This window comes from Mycoplasma phocoeninasale, from assembly GCF_012934885.1.
In the GTDB taxonomy this organism is placed as follows: Bacteria; Bacillota_I; Bacilli_A; order Mycoplasmatales; family Metamycoplasmataceae; genus Metamycoplasma; species Metamycoplasma phocoeninasale.
Genome location: NZ_CP051480.1, coordinates 338,051 through 358,599, shown reverse-complemented (window position 1 = coordinate 358,599; position 20,549 = coordinate 338,051). Strand labels below are relative to the sequence as shown.

21 protein-coding genes are annotated in these 20,549 nt (G+C 27.3%); 17 read left to right on the top strand and 4 right to left on the bottom strand.

Annotated features, from left to right (window positions below; all coding sequences use genetic code 4):
* Positions 1-312 precede the first annotated feature (312 nt).
* Positions 313-1,290, bottom strand: coding sequence for a nucleotidyltransferase (locus HGG64_RS01580; protein ID WP_240939133.1), 978 nt, complete (start codon positions 1,288-1,290; stop codon positions 313-315).
* 1,133 nt (positions 1,291-2,423) lie between these two features.
* On the opposite strand from HGG64_RS01580, the gene HGG64_RS01575 reads away from it, so the two are divergent.
* The 6 genes from HGG64_RS01575 to HGG64_RS01550 all read left to right on the top strand — a co-directional run bounded on the left by HGG64_RS01575 (position 2,424) and on the right by HGG64_RS01550 (position 5,750).
* The gene (locus HGG64_RS01575; RefSeq protein WP_169580220.1) at positions 2,424-2,807 is read left to right on the top strand and encodes a hypothetical protein; all 384 of its coding nucleotides are present in this window, start codon (positions 2,424-2,426) and stop codon (positions 2,805-2,807) included.
* 62 nt (positions 2,808-2,869) lie between these two features.
* Positions 2,870-3,226: a hypothetical protein gene (locus HGG64_RS01570; protein WP_169580219.1), complete on the top strand. Its 357-nt coding sequence runs from the start codon at positions 2,870-2,872 to the stop codon at positions 3,224-3,226.
* Entirely contained in the window at positions 3,213-3,983 is a 771-nt protein-coding gene (locus tag HGG64_RS01565) for a hypothetical protein (protein ID WP_169580218.1), read from the top strand. The genes HGG64_RS01570 and HGG64_RS01565 overlap by 14 nt, the downstream gene beginning before the upstream one ends.
* 30 nt (positions 3,984-4,013) lie before the next feature.
* Positions 4,014-4,346: a variable surface lipoprotein gene (locus HGG64_RS01560; protein ID WP_169580217.1), complete on the top strand. Its 333-nt coding sequence runs from the start codon at positions 4,014-4,016 to the stop codon at positions 4,344-4,346.
* The gene (locus HGG64_RS01555) at positions 4,340-4,852 is read left to right on the top strand and encodes a hypothetical protein (protein ID WP_169580216.1); all 513 of its coding nucleotides are present in this window, start codon (positions 4,340-4,342) and stop codon (positions 4,850-4,852) included. Before HGG64_RS01560 ends, HGG64_RS01555 begins: the two co-directional genes overlap by 7 nt.
* 91 nt (positions 4,853-4,943) lie before the next feature.
* Positions 4,944-5,750, top strand: a complete 807-nt coding sequence (locus tag HGG64_RS01550) for a hypothetical protein (RefSeq protein ID WP_169580215.1) — start codon at positions 4,944-4,946, stop codon at positions 5,748-5,750.
* Positions 5,751-5,806: 56 nt separating this feature from the next.
* Here the strand turns inward: HGG64_RS01550 and HGG64_RS01545 are convergent, their stop codons facing one another.
* Positions 5,807-6,394, bottom strand: a complete 588-nt coding sequence (locus HGG64_RS01545; RefSeq protein ID WP_169580214.1) for a hypothetical protein — start codon at positions 6,392-6,394, stop codon at positions 5,807-5,809.
* 210 nt (positions 6,395-6,604) lie between these two features.
* Between HGG64_RS01545 and mnmE the strand changes: the two genes are divergently transcribed.
* The 7 genes from mnmE to HGG64_RS01510 all read left to right on the top strand — a co-directional run bounded on the left by mnmE (position 6,605) and on the right by HGG64_RS01510 (position 14,028).
* Positions 6,605-7,954, top strand: coding sequence for a tRNA uridine-5-carboxymethylaminomethyl(34) synthesis GTPase MnmE (gene mnmE / locus HGG64_RS01540; RefSeq protein ID WP_169580213.1), 1,350 nt, complete (start codon positions 6,605-6,607; stop codon positions 7,952-7,954).
* Between the two features lie 2 nt (positions 7,955-7,956).
* On the top strand, positions 7,957-9,276 hold the full coding sequence (gene rlmD / locus HGG64_RS01535; protein ID WP_169580212.1) for a 23S rRNA (uracil(1939)-C(5))-methyltransferase RlmD: 1,320 nt from the start codon (positions 7,957-7,959) through the stop codon (positions 9,274-9,276).
* Between the two features lie 128 nt (positions 9,277-9,404).
* Entirely contained in the window at positions 9,405-10,382 is a 978-nt protein-coding gene (locus tag HGG64_RS03225; protein ID WP_205852853.1) for a hypothetical protein, read from the top strand.
* Positions 10,383-10,747: 365 nt separating this feature from the next.
* On the top strand, positions 10,748-11,422 hold the full coding sequence (locus HGG64_RS01525; RefSeq protein ID WP_169580211.1) for a hypothetical protein: 675 nt from the start codon (positions 10,748-10,750) through the stop codon (positions 11,420-11,422).
* A gap of 386 nt (positions 11,423-11,808) precedes the next feature.
* Positions 11,809-12,090 carry a hypothetical protein gene (locus tag HGG64_RS01520; protein ID WP_169580210.1) on the top strand — a complete coding sequence of 94 codons (282 nt, stop codon included), beginning with the start codon at positions 11,809-11,811 and terminating at the stop codon, positions 12,088-12,090.
* A 41-nt stretch (positions 12,091-12,131) separates the two neighbouring features.
* Complete coding sequence (locus HGG64_RS01515) at positions 12,132-13,310, top strand: hypothetical protein (RefSeq protein WP_169580209.1); 1,179 nt, start codon at positions 12,132-12,134, stop codon at positions 13,308-13,310.
* Positions 13,311-13,392: 82 nt separating this feature from the next.
* A complete protein-coding gene (locus HGG64_RS01510) occupies positions 13,393-14,028 on the top strand; it encodes a hypothetical protein (protein WP_169580208.1) in 636 nt (211 codons plus the stop codon).
* Positions 14,029-14,463: 435 nt separating this feature from the next.
* Here the strand turns inward: HGG64_RS01510 and HGG64_RS01505 are convergent, their stop codons facing one another.
* Complete coding sequence (locus HGG64_RS01505; protein ID WP_169580207.1) at positions 14,464-16,065, bottom strand: MATE family efflux transporter; 1,602 nt, start codon at positions 16,063-16,065, stop codon at positions 14,464-14,466.
* A 191-nt stretch (positions 16,066-16,256) separates the two neighbouring features.
* Between HGG64_RS01505 and HGG64_RS01500 the strand changes: the two genes are divergently transcribed.
* Entirely contained in the window at positions 16,257-17,681 is a 1,425-nt protein-coding gene (locus tag HGG64_RS01500) for a hypothetical protein (protein ID WP_169580206.1), read from the top strand.
* Entirely contained in the window at positions 17,674-18,159 is a 486-nt protein-coding gene (locus HGG64_RS01495; RefSeq protein WP_169580205.1) for a S41 family peptidase, read from the top strand. The genes HGG64_RS01500 and HGG64_RS01495 overlap by 8 nt, the downstream gene beginning before the upstream one ends.
* A gap of 62 nt (positions 18,160-18,221) precedes the next feature.
* Here the strand turns inward: HGG64_RS01495 and HGG64_RS01490 are convergent, their stop codons facing one another.
* Entirely contained in the window at positions 18,222-19,145 is a 924-nt protein-coding gene (locus HGG64_RS01490) for a gamma-glutamylcyclotransferase family protein (protein WP_169580204.1), read from the bottom strand.
* Between the two features lie 116 nt (positions 19,146-19,261).
* Here HGG64_RS01490 and ftsY point away from each other — a divergent pair, with 116 nt between their 5' ends.
* Together ftsY and HGG64_RS01480 are read left to right on the top strand one after the other, a co-directional pair.
* A complete protein-coding gene (gene ftsY, locus HGG64_RS01485; protein WP_169580203.1) occupies positions 19,262-20,317 on the top strand; it encodes a signal recognition particle-docking protein FtsY in 1,056 nt (351 codons plus the stop codon).
* Positions 20,317-20,538, top strand: a complete 222-nt coding sequence (locus HGG64_RS01480) for a sigma factor-like helix-turn-helix DNA-binding protein (protein ID WP_169580202.1) — start codon at positions 20,317-20,319, stop codon at positions 20,536-20,538. The genes ftsY and HGG64_RS01480 overlap by 1 nt, the downstream gene beginning before the upstream one ends.
* Positions 20,539-20,549: the final 11 nt, after the last annotated feature.

The window sequence follows — 20,549 nt, the reverse complement described above, 5'->3', positions numbered from 1 at the left end:
AATGGCAACTTTCTCTTCCAATATTTGCTACCGCAATCCCACTAGTTGCTGTCTCATGTAAAAGTAGAGAAGAAAAACACATGAAAAAATTTTAAAAGTTCTTGATAAATAATTAATCTAGGAAAATAGTGGTTTCATTCATATACTTTTTGAGTAAATAAAATCTGCTAGAAATACAAATTTTCTAGCCTTTTATTTTTGCTTTTTTGTTTTTTTCTAAAACCTAAATCAAATAAAAGCATTATTTAAATATCTTCATTTTTTTACTAATAGATTAGATTTTCTTTGCTTTTTTCAACAAATTTAAAGAATTTAAACCTTTTTAATTTCGAGGAGAATGTAAAGAAATACTCTTTTGATTCGGCTTTTAGTGTATCGCCTCGATGAACATAAGCTTATAAAATCATCATAGTCTTTTGCAATCATCACGTTCTTCTTAAATAAATTTTCCATTCCTTCAGACACTAGCATGATGTTTGCTAGCTGCTCTGCTGGAGTTTGCATAATGATTTCTTTAAATTCTTCATAGCGAGAGCTTATGCTTTGAATTGGTAGATCTACTTTCATTGGCGAGTATTTTGAAATATCTTCGCCCCTGCTAAGCATTTCTCTAAGTAATGTTGCTGAAGCATACTGTTCATTAACCTCAAGCGATGAATGCTTTGCTGTTCGTTTTATGCAATTTAATTTAATTGGAAGATTGTTGTTAATTATATATTTAACATATTCAAAACCAAGAATATCTTTAGGAATTAGATCTTCATCACCAAAAATGTCAATCATCGCTTGATATGTGCTTGCTACATAAGATTTCCCTTGCTTTAAATAAGAGCGAACTTGACTGTTATATTTTTCACTTTCATTATTTAGTCAATTAGCCGCGCTAATGTATTTATTTATATCGCCACTATCTGACGCACCAAAAACTAGTAAATCAATATTTTCGGCCAAAAGAATGTCAATCGAACCTTTAGCAAAGATGTGAGCGGCCTGTGTAGATGTTAAAAAATCTAAGGGTACCACTTTACTAGCTCCATACTCTTTTGCTATCTCAGCGCGCTTAGAAAACGGCGCACAGGCCATTTCTCCTCGTTGAACAAAGTCTGATGATAGTGCAACAATAATTTCGGAGTTAGGATATAGTTCTTTAATTTTTCTCATAAGATAAGCGTGACCATTATGAAAGGGATTAAACTCAGCCACTAAGCCAATTTTTAGTTTTTTATCAATTAAACATTCCCTAAAATCAGAATAATCGCGGTGATAATTTTCGTCATTTTCTCGCATCATTTCCTCTTAATTTTAAAGGAAAATAAAAAAAATTATAAAATTAATAAAAAACAATTTGTTAACAATTTTTGAAAATTACAGTTTTTTTTATGCACACTAAAAAGTATCTTATTTTAAATAAATTAATAAAGTTATTAACATAATTAACATTGCTTATTATTATATATACTTAAATATGAGCTTAACACTAATATACTATTAATAGATCTAATACAAGTATATATTATTATCATTTTATTATCGAAGCTAGTTTGTGAAATTAGAAATTTTAATATTACTGGTAATTATTTTCTAACACCTAGGTAGCAATAACAATAATGAAATTCAAAAAAAGAATCTAAATATTTTTTGATTTGGTAGAAAACAAAATTCACGGAATTAAATCAAAATAGCAAATGAAAATCTTTTGCAAATTTATGATCTGTTTTTTTAAATAAAATTTTAGTAGAAATAAATTAATTCGGAAATTGACGATTCAGTTTCAGTTTATAAAAAGTTACTAAAATTAGTATGTCATTTTTTGTTATTAAGTTTTAACATTATGAAATTCTAATAACTATATAGTCAGAGAAATAAAAGTTTGTGTTTGTTATGTTTTTCTATGTTTTTTGTTTAATTATTAAACTTTTAGTGCTTGGTTTGGAAATTTTTATAATGTTAGTAATGTTATATATAATGTTGATAAATAAGTTAAATGTAATTTTTTTATATTATTTAATGCACCTAAGTATTTATCTGTTCATTTTTTCTTTATCTTTATATATATTGTTATTAAAGATATAAGCTTATTATCATTTCTCTTTAAAACAAATTAGCAATTACGAAAATTGTAATCAATTTAGTGCTAATAAACTATTAATGTATCAAGATTTTAGTAGAGATGCTTAAAAGTGTGGATAGTACAAAAAAAAGATCTAAGCCTAAGAATGCGTAATTAAAGAATCTTTGTTATTTATCATGAAATAAGTTGCTATTTTTACTAATTTATCAATAATTATCAATTTAAAAATTATTATTATTTTTTTATTTAAATAATTTAAATAAGATTAAATTTAGCAGAGAATCATTTTGAAAATGCCGTAAATAATATAATTAAAATACTGAAATATACAAATAAACAAACTAGGAGAATAATGAAAAATAAAAAAATTAAATGGTTAATTACCCTGCCTTTTGCAATTTTTGCATTTCCACTAGTTGCTGCTTCATGTAACAACACAAGTTCAAAAGATATAAAATTTGAAAAAGATTTTAATAAGATAAACTACTCTACTGAAATTTTGTATGCTAATTTGGAAATTATTAGCGAAACCGAAATTTATGAATTGGGTGTTCTTGGAAAATTAAAAGAGTACCCATATATAGAAGAAGCTAAAAAACTTATTAAAAAATTAATAATCGTCGAACCACAAAATAAAGAATCTTTAGAAAACGGCTTGTTATTTTTTAGTGATTTCAAAAATTATCTCGATGACAAACCGGGGGCACTTGACTTTAGTTTAGCTTTCCAAAATTAAATAAAGACGATAGAAATTCCGAACCAACTAAAGAGGGTATAGAAATTTTGAAAAAATATAACATGTTTTCAAAGCTTTTATTTGATAAAACTTCAGAATTTTTACATAGGCTTTTTCCAAAACGAGAACCAAAAGTAGACCTTGCCGCATTTGAGCCAATATGAAAAGAATTAACAAAGGGTGAAAATATTAAATATTATGATTATTTAGTATTACTTTATCCTCGAAAAGTTTTGATTTTCTACATCAATGAAATTCGCTCATCCACTCGAACAAAAGCAACAGCCAGAAAACTTAAGAAGATACTTGATAAAGCAATTGATAATAAAAGTGGTTTAGAATCAAAAGATATCGATGAATTTACCGATATTCTTAATAAGGAAATAGCAGAACTAAAGGAAGTTGATGAAGGCAAGTAAAAGTAAACTAATAATTGCTTTGCCGCTTATTACATTCGCTTTGCCCTTAATTGCAGCTTCGTGTAATATAAGTGGAAATAAACAAGGGATGGACACAAAACATGAAACAGAATTTGATAAAATCGACTATCCCGCTGAAATTTCCTATTTTAATTTAGCTATGATACTTTTCATGTACGAAGTTTTCGGCCCAGAATTTCATAATGGTAAAAGTTTTGAAGTTCCAATAAGTTTAGATGAAACAAAAAAGATTCTTCAAAAATTGATAAAACAAGATCCAGAAAATAAAGAAGCTTTAGAAAACGGGAAAGAATTCTTTACTAGATTTTTTGAACACAAAAAAAGCCCTGAAGATCACGAAAGCCTTGAAAATTTAATAAATCCATATCCAATGTTTAGGGATTTGATTCAACCGAAGAAAGAATATTTTATTAACAAGTTTTTTACTTTAGATAATGAAAACGGCGAAAAAGATAAAACTTTCATTAATCCATTTCGAGAAATGCTTGATTTTCTATTGCATGATAAAGAAATTAAATATTATAACTATTTAACATTAGTGTTTCTTGAGATGCTATTTAAAATGTTTTCACTTGAAGGAGAGCGCAGAACCGACCGTTCAACAATTGAAACAAAGAAACGCTTGAAATTGCTTGATTCATTTTTTAGAAACAAGACAGGATTTAGTCGTGCGGAATTAATAAATTTCTTTAACACTCTTATAAAAGAATTTGATGATACAAATAATAAAAATTAAAAATTAAAATATCTAATTTATTAGGAGAAAATGAAAAAATTACTATTCGCCTTACCTTTCGCAATTTCTGCATTGCCTTTGGTAGCGGCATCATGTGATAACACAACTAAAAAAGACCGTGATAGTAATGTTCAAGATAACAAAAATCAACAAAATTCTAAAAACAAATCACAAACCCAGTCTTCTGTGGCTGATGAAAAAAGTTTCGATAATATAAACTATCCGGCAGAAATTTCTTATTTAAATTTGGTCATGACCATTGTACATCAGAACTCTTGAATAAATTTTGCATTACCCGGAGATAAGAAACCCAAAATTACTATAGATTTAGATGATATAAAAAAATTATTCAAAAGTTGCTAAAACAAGATCCACAAAACAAGGGAGTTTTAGAAAACGGTGTAGATTTTTTTTCTAAATTTTATGAATATGTTGAAAATTGCAAGGATTCTAAGGAAATTGAAAATTTATTAGATTCATATCCAAGGTTTAAAAAATTAATGGAGGATAAAACAGCGGCATTGCTGCAAAAAATTTTTGAGCTGCCCGAAATTGACTCTTTTGATTTTGAAAAAAAAGAAAAAAATAGAAAAATCAATCCGCTTCAATCGCTACTTAATTTTTTATTGGAATATAAAGAAATTAAATACTACAGTTATTTAACCTTGATTTCTACCAAAATTTTGCTTGAAATTTCAATAAACGAAATTCAAAATGAAAATAATCGACTAACGATTGAGATGAAAAAACATTTAAAAATTCTCAACAAGGTTTTTAAAGAAAAATCCGGCTTTAGTCGCGAAGAACTCGAAGTATTCTTTAACCACATTATTGATGAAATTAACAAATCAAATGAACAAGAACCTTAAAGGCTCTAATTTCTTTGCATCAGACAATCCAAAATAGATTAATGTTTAAAAAAACATATAAAATTTAAGATATATAACTATTAGGAGAATAATGAAAACAAAGAATTATAAATGATTAATTGTGCTACCTCTTGCTATTACAACCTTTCCATTAATTGCCGCTTCATGTAACAATACAACAACTAAAGATGGCGACAAAGACGGCAAAAAAGACAAAGAAAAAGATAAAATGATAACTCCAAATCCGCAAACACCTATGGTAGTTGAAAAGGATTTTGAAAAAATAAATTACCCCAGCGATATTTTATATTTAAACCTTATGGGTATTTTTAGTTTTAAATTATTTCCCTCTTTTTTAATTTCATCACCTAAATTTTCACCAAGTTTAGACGAAACAAAAAAGATTATTGGAAAACTAATGAGACAAGAACCACAGAATAAGGTTGCACTTGAAGAGGGAATACAATTCTTCACTGAACTCTTTAAAGATAAAGATAATGCTAATGTACAAAATTTAAATTTTATTGAATTATTTAATAAGTATAAACAATTTCAAAATTTACTTATGACTAAAGATTTTGCAAAAATTCAAGGATTTTTTATTCCAAAAGACTTAAATGCTGGCAAAGAACTTACTATTTTCGATTATATTGACCCAATGTGAAAAGAAGTTACTAAAAATAAGGATATTAAATATTATAGCTATTTAGTTTTAATTCTTCCAAAGCTAACTGTGGACATTTTTTCACCATTAATCGAAATAGCAGAAAATTCTTCGGCTGAGGATGCAAAGAAAATTATGACAATAATTGATAAAGCATTTGAGAATAAAAGTGGTCTTGAAAGCAAAGAAATTGAAGAAATTACCAACATTGTTAACCAACATTCACAAAACTAATTGATTTCAATTTTATAACTTAAAAATCCAGGTGCAAATTTTCCTGGATTTTTTTGTTATTTGTTATTGTGTTTAATGAAAAAGGAAAGAATTTCTTCCACATCAAGTGGAGGATCGGCGTTTTTCTTTATTTCTATATATTCTTTTTTAGTAATAACTTTTTGAGTTTTTAAATCAAAAAGTAATTCTCTGTCCTTAAATTTGGATCAAATGTCAAAAAGTCTTAAACTAATTGAACTAATTGCTTTTACAAAAGTAATTTCTTTCTTGTTTCTATTGTATCAAAAACCAAGAAAATTTTTATTATCTAAATCCTGGTTTTCAAACATTGTTAATAAGACTTTTTTAGTTTCTTGTGGCATATCATTTAGACTTTTAAGCCCTGCTAAGTCGACTTTAACGGTACCTAAAATCTCATCAGACAGAGAAAGTATATATGCATTTTTCTCTTCAATTGCATTTCAGTTCCCCAATGTTAGTCCACCCATATTATTAATTCTTTTAACCTCACCGCTTATTCCCCGTTCCCTTAGGTCGTCGTTAGAGAAATAATTGACTGTATAAAAAGATCTGTCTAGGTGATCTCAGCCGTTTAATTTAGCTCTTTCTCTTTCTTCTCTTTCTTTTGTTCTTTTGTGACTCATTTTTTTCCTTAATTAATTTTTTTGTGGCTATTGTTTGTGGCTAATAATAATTTTATATTTTAAATTTGCTAAAAATTATTATTTTAGTTAACTTACTATTTATTTTTCATTATTATTGTTTATTAATTTATTTTAAAATTTAAACATTTTTTATTTTAATAATAGCAACTAACAAAAATAAAAGTTAATAAACTAATATATAATTGAGATATGAATTTAAATGATACTATTGCCGCAATTTCATCGGGGAATATTAACCAAGCAATTTCAATTATTAGAATCTCAGGCCCAGACGCTGTTAACATTATTAAAAAAATCTTTACCGGAAAAATTGGTGAAGATAAAACTATTACGTATGGTAACATTATTGATAATAGTACAAACAAAGTTGTTGATGAGGTTTTGATTAATTGATTTATTGGAACAAAAAATTATACTGGTGAGGACACAATTGAAATTAATGCACATGGAGGGATTATTGTTACTAACAAGATCCTCAATTTGATATTAGCAAACGGAGCAAGACTTGCAACTCGAGGTGAGTTTACCCGGCGTGCTTTTTTGAACGGGAAAATTACTTTAGATAAGGCTGAAGCAATTAATAGTCTAATTCATGCCAAAACTAATACACAAGCTGAAATTGCTATAACTCAGTTTGACTCTAAAGATAATGAATTAATTGAAGCACTTGAGCAAGAACTTTTAAAAATTATTTCCATTATTGAGATTAATATTGATTACTCTGATTATAATGACATTGAACAAATGGATAAGAATAAACTTTATCCGCTAATTGATAATTTATTGAAAAAAATTGCTGTAATTATTACTAAATCAGAGAATGCATCTGATGTTTATAAAGGCGTTAATGTTGCAATCGTTGGAAAACCAAATTCTGGTAAATCATCTCTTCTGAATTGCTTGTTATCTAAAGACAAAGCAATTGTAACCGATGTTCCTGGAACCACCCGTGATACAATTGAAGGTGAATTTGAAATTAATGGCGTTTTATTTAAGTTAGTTGACACCGCTGGAATTAGAAAAACTGAAGATAAAATTGAATCGTTGGGAATTGAGAAGTCATTTTCTGCTATTAAAGACGCCCGAATTGTTATTCATATGCATGATGGTCTTAATTTTGATGACGAAGAAGAAAAACTTATTAAATCAATGTCAAAGGGAAAACAATATATTTCTGTTGTTAATAAAATTGACAAAATTCAACCAAAAGATCTTAATTTTGAAGATAAGTCATATGTTTATATATCAGCTAAAGATCAAAACGTTTGAAATCTAAGATCTGCATTAATGAAAAATTATTTTGATATTAATTTTGACGATAGTGAAATTGTCTATAATACTAGAAAACTAAGTTTACTAAAACAAACTATGCTATCGCTAAAAGATGCTTTAAACGGGTTATCAGCTGATTTTGGACCTGAAGTTGTTATTCTGGATTTAACAAAAGCTTGAGAATCACTTCGTGAAATCTTAAATAAGGGTCATGATAATGAAGCTTTACTTGATAATATGTTTAGCAAGTTTTGTTTAGGAAAATAAACATGAACTTAGAAATTAATCAAATACTTCAGGTTAAAGCAGAAAAATTGAGTTATGAGGGTTATGGAGAATGTCGAATTGATAATTTTCCAATTTTTGTTGAAAGTTTACTGCCTAATGAGGAAGCGAAAATTATTATAAAGCAACTTAATTCTAAATTTGCTTTTGCAGAAGTACTAGAAATTTATCAAGAGTCAGCAACTAGAAATAAACACATCAAAAACACTCAACTGCTAAAATCAGGATCAGCAATGCTAATGCATCTTAATTATGACGAGCAGTTAAAATTTAAACAATCAATTGTTGATAGTTTATTTTTAAGGGAACTTAATTTTAAAGAAATTAAAACAATTACACCGTCTCCTTCGATTTGAAACTACCGCAATAAAATATCGATAAAAATTGATAGCAATAAAAATAAAATTAAGCATGGATTTTATAAAAAGAGAAGTCATGATCTAGTGGAACAAACTTCCTATGATTTGGTATCTGAAAGATTAAATAGTATTATTTTTGAAATCATTAACATAATCAACAATTCTAATAAAAAAATAAATTGAGTTAAGGAAAACAAGATTTTTGAAATTACTTTTAAACATTCGCTTTTTACTAATGAAATTCAAATGATTTTTCATTCACTATCAAACAAAAAGGTTAATAGCACCTTTTTAAGTGAAATTAAAGAAAAATTCAGTGAAATATCGATAATTAACAACATTTATAAGCGAGCCAACAAACTTCAAAAAGGAGAAATACTACTTAATAATATGGACATTAATTTCCAGTTGAATGAACTAATTTTATCCGTTAACTCTGATGCTTTTTATCAAGTTAATGAACTACAAACAATTAATGTTTATAGTGATATTAAAGATTTAATAGCAAGAGATGAAAAAGTTTTAGATGCCTTTTCCGGAGTATCATCGATCGGAATTTTTGTTGCTAATAAAGCAAGCAAGATAACGAGCGTTGAAATTAATGACCTATCTACCAAATCGGCAAAAAAGAATATTGTGCAGAATAAAATTAATAACTTAGAAATAATTAATGAAGATGTGAAAAATTTCTTACTAAAACATCAATATTCCTTTGATTCTATTATTGTGGATCCCCCCAGAAATGGTCTAGATATAGATGTTATCAATTCATTTATAAATAGTAAAATATCTAAAATAATTTATCTTAGCTGTAATCCCAGAACTCTAGTTCGTGACTTAAAAGTATTTGTGGAAAATGGATATCACATTGAATATGTTAAGCCATATGATATGTTTCCACAAACTCCACATGCGGAATGTTTAGTTTTATTAAAGAAAAATTAATTGATGAATTATTGATAATTACTAAATATTAATTGTGCTAATTAAAAGTTTTGAATAGTAGCATTACTGAAAAAACAATCATGAAAGTGTTCTAATATTATTTTAGTAAAATTTGGTTAGGAAAGAAAATGAATAAAAAAAACAATAAAAACATTGAAATCGATACTTTGCGCAAAAAATTTAGTAACTATCTATTAAGAAACGGGTTTACAGAATCAACGGCAAAGACCATAGTATCTGATAGTCTTTATTTACTAAGAAAAGAAGGAAGCGAAAATTTTTTGAAATTACTAGCAGATAGTGATTTTGAAAACACAGCAAGCTCTGCTTTGCAACATTGCTTATCGTTGCATTCAGAGGGCGCGGCCAAGAATAATATTATTGTGTATTTATCAAGTTTAAAAAAACTACGTAATTTTTTAAATTTATCTAATTATTTAGAAACAGTGAAAGAAGGTTCAAAATTGAAAGAAAGACTAAAAAAGACCAATAAAAGTAATGTAATCTTACCAAATCCAACTACTAAGGAAGTTAATAAATATTTAACTAAATGAAACAGCAATGAAAATAATGTTACCCAAGAACTAGGGTTGGATGAATTATTCAATAAAGTATGGCCGAATAATGTTGATTTGAAAGAAATAATGATTAAGATTGCAGCATTAGATCATTTTTACAGCACAAATATTTTTTCAGCATATGACTTAGCGAAGCATATTTTAAAATTAAATATAGATAGTAGACTACAATTAGGAGATGCTACTTTAGTAGATGATATTAAGAAAGTGTCAGTAAAAAATAAAATAATTAATTTTTATTCATTTGCTTCCAAATACTGTAACCGCCATAGACCGGATGACTATCCAATCTATGATAGTTATGTTAAAAAAGTACTAATCTGATTTAGAAATCAAGACAATTTTTCTGACTTTGAAGAGGAAGATCTAAAACAATATCCAAAATTTAAAGATGTTATCAATGATTTTATTAATTTCTATGAGTTGAATAACTATAAATTAATGGAAATTGATAAGTATATATGACAGCTTGGGAAGGAATATTTTTCCGCCCCTATTAAAGATGATAAAAATAATTCTAAAAATTAAATTATGCAATATATTAATTCCTAAATAAATATCATTTTTTCAATTGCAAAGTGATTTAATGTTATTTTATCTGCAAAATATATAAATTAATATAGTTTTTATAAAAAAATAAGTTGTTAATTATCTGGTCATTTTTTTACTAAATTTGGCCTATTTTTTTTTGATTTTATTTTAATTTTTTATTCTTTTTTTGTGAATAAATTAGGATTTAAGTCGCTGCTTTTCAAAATTTAAAAAACTGATAAATTTTAGAAAAATGCCTTAAAATAAAATGTTTTTTAAAAAATAATATTTTTTTGTGCAAAAAATTTTCTATAATATAAGTAGGTAAAATCATTTTGCCAACAGAAAAAGGAGTAACTACTATGAAAAAGAAAAACCTTAAATGATTAATAAGCTTACCAATTGTTTTAACTGCAATTCCACTTGTGGCAGCAGCATGTAATAAAAAAACAATTGAAAAAGAAGCATTATATTTAAACCTATACTATTCAGCATTTAGAGGAATTAACAAAGATAATTATAAAAATTACTCTTATGATGGAATTTCAAGAAACATTATTGAAACCCTAAAAAAAGAAGATCCACAAAATGCCGATGCTCTTAATAAGGGAATTGAATTACTTGATGATCTTAGAAGCGGAGATGCGGCTAAACAATTTAGAGTATTTGAAGAATTAGCAAATTTCTACACATCAAATAGAAAAGAATTTAATAGATATTCTTCATTTTTAAAATTATTGGATGATAAAAATAACAAATTTGTGGGTGGTGAAGTAACTGAAAAAGATTTAAAATCATTTATAAAATATTGAGGCTTTGTTGAAAAATCGGGTGTAAAATCAGTAAATTATAAATATCTATTTTATCCAAAAGAAGTTTTGGATGAATTTGCTAGAAATTACCCTACACACAAAGAAATCGGAAAAATAAGAAAGATATCATTAACCATGAAGTTTTTTATAGACTTTAAAAAAGATCTTGGCAAAAACTTTATAAAAGAAATCACTAATACTATCAAAACATTAGAGTTGAATTAAAAAACTTACATAAATTAATAATTTAAAAAAACGGCACGATATGTCGTTTTTTTGTTTTTTATTTGGCTAATTAATATTTTGAGAATTTTTCCAAGATAGTAATTATTTAGTATTAAACACAAACAAAATATTATTTTTTTATGTAAATTTTATTGTTTTATTAAGAATTTTATCAATTCAAAAACATCGTAAAATATTACAAAAACTTTGGTATCTATATTTTTAATTTATTGTTTAAAATAAAATATATTTTTTCGTTTACATTAAAAATAAAATTTTTTTTCAAATTTGTTTAAATTTAAGTGCTTTATTTTGCTTTGTAATCTATCTATTCACATTCATATAATATAATTTATACATTAGTAAATATAAGAAGTGGAGTAGCCATGAAAAATAAAAAATATAAATGGTTAGCAATTTTGCCAGTAACAATTGCAACATTACCCTTAATTGCCTTGTCATGTAGTAGAGAATTTGTTGAAGACGACATAGTTGATGTTGAAGTGGATGACTACACTAAGACAAATTTAGATTACTCAAAAGAACTGCTATATCAAAATTTGAATTTTTTAGCACTTTTAAATTTGAAGATTTTAGGACAAAATAACAAGCTAAATACATATGAATATATTGATGAAATTAAACCAATTATTGTATTGAGGAATTAATAAAAAAAGATCCACAAAATAAATATTGCCTTGAAAAAGGTTTGGAATTTGTCAATGATTTTAAAGACTATTTAACTAATAAGCCCGGCGCCGTCGATTTTGATTCTCTTTTTGAAGAGTTTAATTTACAAGGTGTGGAAGTTAACGATCCTTTACCACTAAAATTGAAAGATGAAGCGATTTTTAGGAAATACCCAGAATTTTATGGTCTTCTTTTAGATGAACATCAAAAATTTTATAAAAGGGTTAACCCAAAGTTTGAAGCAAGATCATTTTTAGAAAAATTAAAAGAATTATGACTTGTATATAAAGCTGATAAATTTAGAATAAAATACATTAATTATAGAGTTTTATTTAATCTAAAAGGGTGAGTTAATTATTATAATAATTCACTTGCAGTTGGGTCTGGTGCTGGAGGAAAAATTGATGGAACCAAAGATTATCTTGATAGAGCTATAAACTCAAAAACAGGATTATCATATCGCGAAATTCGTGAACTTGATAAAATTATTTTTGAAGAATTACCGGATCACTTAAAAGAAAAGGAAGTTGTTGAAAATAATTTTGTAGCCGTAAAATATCCAAATAATTTTTTATACATGAATCTATTTGTGCTAATATTTTCGAAATTTTATAATTTGGCTAGAGATAATAATTTGAAAGCTTATTCACAAATTAATGAACTAAAAATGCTTATTGAAAAACTACAAAAAGAGGATAAAGATAATAGTGTTGCTCTTTCAAATGGAATTCAATTCCTTAATGATTTTCAGGATTATTTAAATAACAAACCTAATGCTACAGATTTTCAATCCATTTTCAAAAAACCAAACTTGCTTAATATTGGCAATAATTTTTCAATAGATCCAACGCCAAAGGATAATCAAGATTTAGGAAAATATTCGCAATTTTATAATCTAGTTGTAAATGAGTCAAAAAAATTTATAGCAAAAGTCAACCCTAGCGCAAAAATTAAATCATTTATAGACACTTTTAATGACATTTGAAAGGAATACACTAAAAATAGAAATATTAAATATTTCAATTATCAAACCCTATTTTATCTTGAATCAGTTCTAAAATCTTTTGTTAATTTTCCTGATTTGGAAGGATATACTCAACAAATGCTAATAAAGGTCATAAAGCTAGTTGATGAGGCGATAAATAGTAAAACCGGCTTGAATAATTCAGCTATTAATATGATTAATTTTTATTCTTAATAAAGAATTAATAGAAATTATAAATGAACGTAATATTAAAACAGATTTTGAAAAAAATGATTATTCAACAGACATTATTTATATGAACTTATATGCTATAACTTTACAAGAATTTAAGGATTTAGCAAAGCAAGGTGAATTAAAAACATACTCTCACTTTAGAGAGTTTTACAAACTTATAACAAAACTATTAGACAAAGATGACAAAAATACATCGGCTCTTAAAAATGGTAGAGAATTAATTCGAAATTTGGAGGACTATTTAAATGATAGTCCAAACGCTAATAGTGATATTGATTCATTTTTGAAACAACTTGAATCATTAGATCTAAGCGATAATGCAGGAACATTTACTGGAAAATATTCAGAATTTGCGAATTTACTATTAGAAAAATCAAAGGAATTTCTTCTTAAGATTAATCCATATAATCAATTCAAACCCTACATTGATGGTTTTAATGATAGTTGAGTGGAATATATTAAACAAAGAAATATTAAATATTACAATTACGAGGTTTTATTCTATCCATACACTGTTTTAAAATTTTATATCAACTCAAATAAAATTGATTCTGAAACAAAGAAAATTGCAGCAAATTTCTTATACTATATTGAAAAGGCTATAGAAAGTAAAACGGGCTTAAGATATAGAGGAATTAAGGAAATTAGTTCAATCCTTAAAGAAGAAGTAAAATATATTTTGAAAAAGCAAGGTTAGTAATTTATATTTGCCATGTTGAGGCAAATATTTTTTAATTTTTTCACTCTTTGAATATTGTCAATAATGTCTTATTTTTTAAATTGTTTAGTCATAAATAAAATATATTTACTAACTTAAAAAATTGGATAAATTATTGAAAAAAGGATAAGGCACATATGAATAATAAAGAAAGTAATTATAAAAAAATAAAACTTAAATGCGAATTTGAAAATTCTTTTGAAATCTGTAGAAGAATAAGATCAATCAAAAGGTAAAGCGAACCAAAACAATTGAATTAAGAATCAAGGACATCACTCATATCTAAAAAATCTTCATTATTAGAAGCTGATAAAACTGAAATCGATAACATAAGTAAAGAGATAAAAATATTTTTAAAGTTAAAATAATTAAATTTATAAATAAAAATGCCGGACTGTGATCCGTCATTTTTTGCTATAGTCTCTTAGCATATTTATGTCAAACACGACTATTCCATCTAAGGTTGTATAATGTGCTTCTAGTGATAGGGTCAATTAATGTGATTAAAGAAACAATAATAATGTAAGTTTCTGCGCTTAATTTATTAACTTCTTTTGAAGTGTTTTGATAAATGCCGACAAAATAGATTGTGCTAAGTTGTAAACCAATCATTGTTGTTATCGCAACAAAAATTGGCATTAGAACATCATTTGCACCTCAAAGTCCTCTCAATATTGTTAGGTTACCAACATCAAATATTGCTTTGACCATCAAAATTGCCATAATGCTATAACCTAGGCTGCTAATTAAACTCTTATCAATTGAGTAAATTTTTAGCATTGGATAGGTCATAGCAATGCCTAAAATTGAAAATATTGTTTGTGCATATAAACCTAATTTAAAAGCACTTCTGCCAAGTGAATGAGCGCGACCAAGATCTTGCTTTCCAATCTCCACTGCCACAATAACACTAGTAACATAACCTAGTCCTAGTAAGAATGAATTAAATACATCATATCCATTATTTACTGCCCTTCAGATGCCAATGAATTTATCTTGTGAAATTGCAAAAGGAATTGCCGCCGCAATAAAATACTGAGATGTAAATCAAATTCCGGTTTCAATTGCAATTGGTGCTCCAATTTTCAAAATTTCTTTTATATACTTTGAGTTTCAAGAGGCCTTAAATGGAATTTTTGGTTGTTTAGCAATAATTAATTTCTGGACAAATATATAAGCGATTGTTAGCTGTATTACTCCTCCGATAATTGTTTCAAGCGCCACCAAGATCATTAAATCAATATTTTTTGGTGTTAAAAGTATTAAATATGTTCATATTGTTCTAATAAATATGGCGACAATTACTCCAATAATGGCAAAACGATTTTTTTCAATTGCCTGTAATGCTGAAGTTAGAATAAAAGCAATCGAAATTACAAAAATATCAATTGTAGTGATTTGTAAAAATTTTTGAGCAAAGGCTAGTTCATTATTAACTAAAATATAAGGATTACTATTAATAAATACCTTACCGCCAAAGCTACCACCATTAACTAAAATACTTGTTGGTATTTTAAGACCATTTGCGAGTTTTAAGTTGTTTTGAAATATTTCATAGTTTTCAATTGTTTTTCAACTATAAATAGCTGACTCACGTGCTCCTGCTTTAGCAAGGATGATTGGTGAGATTCCAAACATTATAAAATAACAGGCAAAATTAATAATTAATGATACATAAATTGCCGATGATATTACTTGCGGTATTTTATCAACTTTATTCTGGCCAAATAAATTCGAGGCAACAACTAAAACTCCGAGCTGATAAATAATTGGAATAAAAACCAAAATTTTATAAACAGTCAAAATTTTTGATATCGTGTAAAAATAATAGCCATTATAAGAGCCATCAATATGATAAACCTGCTGATAGAAACTCGTTGCTAAAGATCCAACTAATGAGATAAGGGCGAAAAATAAAGTTTGAATAAAAATTGGTAAGGTTAATTTAAAAATGAATTTAAAATCCTTAACTGCGAAAAAATTTTTGACCATATTTTTATGTAATTTATTTTTCATATTTTTCTATTTTACAAGAAAAACAGTTAAATATGATTTTTAAAATATTATTTAAGATTTTTTGTGATTTTATTCAAAAAACTCACAATTTTGGCTGTTGACGCGCCATTTTTTTGTAAAAATATTATTTTATAATAAAATTTAATCAAGTATGTTTAAAAAAATGTCCTTAAAAGGAGGGATAAAAAATTATGAAACAAACGAGAAAGTCAAAGATTTTGACATCAGTTTTAGTTCCTTTGGGATTAGGTGTTTTTGCACCAATATCTTTAATCGCAGCTAGCTGCCAAACCGAATCACAAAAAGATGAAAACAAAAAGTTAAAAGAAGAACTTATTGAAAAAGAAAAGGAAATTCAAAGAATAAAAGAAGAAAACAAGCTTCCGAATGTTAATCCTACAAATGACGACAACCTATATCTTAAATCAAATAAATATGAATTTAAAAACTTCAATCCTGAGTACACTATTAATGATAATAAATTAACTGCGTACTTTAAAGGAGATAATGACGCTGTACCATATATTGATGTTGATGAAGCATTAGAAGTTCTTAGCGGATATATTGACACAACCGGGTATAAAACATTTGTGGACACCACAAATAACCAAAAAATTTATCAAACATCATTTGATGGGCAAATATCAAACCAAGTAATCTTCAACTGAGATAAAAACTATATTCACGCAACAAGTACATCATTCTTCTATGAAATTCAAAAACCACAAGAACAAACCAACGGTGCACAATTCTTACAAACAAAATATAGTAATAAATTTGAAGACAATAAGGGAGTCCTATTTGATTTAGAAAAATATGATATGGATATTATTTTCAAAGAAGGAAAATTAATAATTCCATTTTCTGTATTTAATACCTTATTTATGAGTCAAGGATTTACTAACCTATACTTTAATGGTGAAAATTTCACTAATGTTGAAGCTGGAGTTAATGCTTTTGGCGACAGTCCAGACGAAGCTGTAAAAAGAATTAGAAAGAATGCCAAAAATAATAAAACCCCAACTAAAGCGGAAAGAGAAGCGACATACAAACACTTCCTTTTTGTAATGGACCACTTCTATGGTCTTAAAGAACACAAGAAAATTAAATCATTTGATTCATACATTAGCGCAGCAGATAAAGAAAAATTTCTTTCAACAAATAGAGATGACTTTAACCAAGCATATGTTAATATCTTCCAAAAGCAACTAAATGAATTACACACAAGAATAAACTCATTATCATACTACGAAGATAGATGAATGGCAAAATGATATGAAATCCTAGAAGGCAAGGATATACGTGGGGAATATTATAAGAAATTTAATGCTAACCGTAAAATGTTAGTTGAAAACTTTGAAAAATCATTTGGTAAAAAATTGGATGACTTCAATGCTGATGACTATATTAAATATAAAGGAAATACTGCCTTTGTTACCTTATTAGGATTTGAAGACGGAACTAAAGAACAACTAGCCAAAGATGATAGTTGAAGATACGATACATATTACCTAATGAGATATTTAATGAAAGAATTAGAAAAAAAACCAACTATTAAAAATATCGTTTTAAACCTAGCAATTAATGGTGGTGGTAGCGTTTGCGTCTATGGTTAGAACATTAGGATTTATGACAAATAAACCAATCCTAAACCGTGAATATGATGTTCTAAACCGCCGTGCTGATCTAAGTCAATCGGTTGTTGACACTAAAGGTAATGATCGGTATGGAAAAGATGCATATACACAATATAACTGAAATCTACTTGTTGGAATTAATACCTTCAGTGCTGCAAACCAATTAACAAGTATTGTTAAAGAAATGGGAATTGCTAAAATTATTGGTCAAAGAACTGGTGGTGGAATGTCGGCAATTATGCCAATCACCCTTCTAGATGGTACAACTGTAACAATTAGCTCACCTAACAATGCTGTTTTTGGCGAAAATAATGAATCAATTGAAGACGGAATTGCTCCAGACATGGAACTTGCATACGACAAGTTTTATGACTATGACTACATTGATAAACTTATTTCAAATCAAGCTCTACAAACTCCAAAAGCTTCACAAAATCACGAAACAACCCAAAACTAATAATTTAAAACACCAAACCCTATGCCGTTTTGGTGTTTTTTATTTTTTCAGACATTCTTTATTTACTCTTTAGATAAGAAAAAAGCAACCAAATAATTGAAACGATCCCAATGATGAACTTCAAATTCAGGCACAACCAGTTCATAAGCTTTTTCATATTCAGCATATTTCATTTCTAAAATAGTTTTATCTTCCTTCATTGATAGAATGAGGTCGGGCTTTTTGTTTTTAAAGGCACCAAGGCTTATACTCTCATCAACACTGGTAAGGTCAACTCTAATATTTTTATAATCTCCAAGGCCATAAAACATCTCATAGTAGCTAATAGCATTAAAGTAGTCATTACGCTCAAAAATAGTAATGGCTATGTAATCTTGCCCACATTCATTAAATGTAACTAAAACACAAGGGATTATTGATGTCTGAAATCTGGCTTCTGTATCATGAAATGAAATAAAAGCATTTGGATTAGAAATATTTTCATAGTATTTTTTAGTTTCATTATCAATTTTATAAATAAACAAGAAATCATATAAGTTATATTGTTTCATTCTTTTTTGGATAGTTAAAAAATGAATAAAATTTTGAATTAAAAAGACATCTTTTGGTTGATTTTCATCTTCTTTTTTTGCAATGCGGTAATTTCCGCTTTCAATTTTAGAATATACATAGACATTTTCTAGTATTTCATTTGTTTCAGTTAACTCAACATTGACTAAAAAACGATCATAGATTGGTAAAAGTTTCCACTTATCCGCAAAAAATAGCTGTTCTTTATTGAGTTCAAAAACCAATCCTTCTAAATAGCTTGTAGCATCTCTTCTTATAAAAAATTCACCATCTTCATTAACGCACTTAACAAAGCCTGTTAACCTAGCTTTTTGGTGCACTACATCCATGCCAAAAAGTTTGGTAAAAAACTCTAGGTCTTTCATTTCATCATAAGCAAAAAGGTAAATTTTATTTGTCTCATTATTTGTTTTCATTAATGTAAATTATATATTAATTAATCTAACTTTTCATAATTGCATACTCCATTTATTTAAAAAAAATTTCAAATAGTTTAAAATTATTTAAGAATTAAGCACGAAAGGATTACAATATGGGTTTTTGATCAAATTTAAAGGACAAACTATTCGGAACTAAGGAAGAAAGAATAGCAAAAAAACAGGCTAAAATTGAAGCAAAAGAGCAGAAAAAACTTGAAAAGGAACTTAAGAAAACTAAGCGACTTGACACATATATTGCCGGACTTTCTAAGTCTAATTCTTCATTTACAGAAAGTATTAAACAACTACAAAATAAATACAATGAAATCAATGAAGAGTTTTTTGAAGAGCTAGAAGAAATTTTGATTATGGCTGATATTTCAATCAAGCTTGTACAGATTATTATTAATGAATGTAAAAAAGAAGTTAAAAATGAAAATATTAGTGATCCAAAACTAATTGGCGAAATTATTGCCGATAAATTATTCACGATTTATACTTCGAATTCAATTATTGATACTTCTTTAAATGTCGAAAAAGGTCGGCTAAATGTGATTTTAGTTGTTGGAGTAAACGGTTCAGGAAAAACTACTTCAATCTCAAAGATTGCTAACAAACTAATCTTAGAGAATAACAAGGTTTTAATCGCAGCGGCCGATACTTTTCGTGCTGCGGCAGTTGAACAACTAGAAATTTGGTCTAAACGTGTTGGGGCTGACATTGTTAAACCAAATGAAAATGAAAAAGATCCAGCCGCAGTTGTTTATCGCGCTATTGATAAAGCCCAAGCAGAGCACTACGATGTTTTAATTATTGATACTGCTGGTAGATTACAAAACAAGGTTAATTTAATGTCTGAACTTGCAAAATTAAATAAAGTTTTAGCAAACAAAGTTCCAGATGCTCCACATGAAAGTTTACTTGTCTTAGATGCGACGACTGGACAAAATGGTATTGCTCAAGCTAAAGTTTTTGGCGAAGCAACACCGCTTTCGGGAATTGTTTTAACGAAGATGGATGGAACTTCTAAGGGTGGAATTGTCCTAACAATTAAAGATGAACTTAATTTAGCGGTTAAATATGTTGGTCTAGGTGAACAAGTTACTGATTTAGCTGAATTTGATTTAGATTCTTATATTTATGGGTTAATGAAGGGATTAGTTGATTAATGGAAAACATCTCAGAACGCACAAAAGTTGTTGAACTATTTGAAAAATACAAAGATTTACTAACCAACTCTCAAAAACAAGCTCTATATCTTCACTACTTTGAAGATTTATCATTTTCCGAAATTGCCCAGGAACTTGCCATGACCCGTAGTGGGGCTTATGATGCCGTTAATAAGGCTAAGCAAAAACTATTTAGCATCGATTCTAAAATAGCTAAATAATAAAAATAATT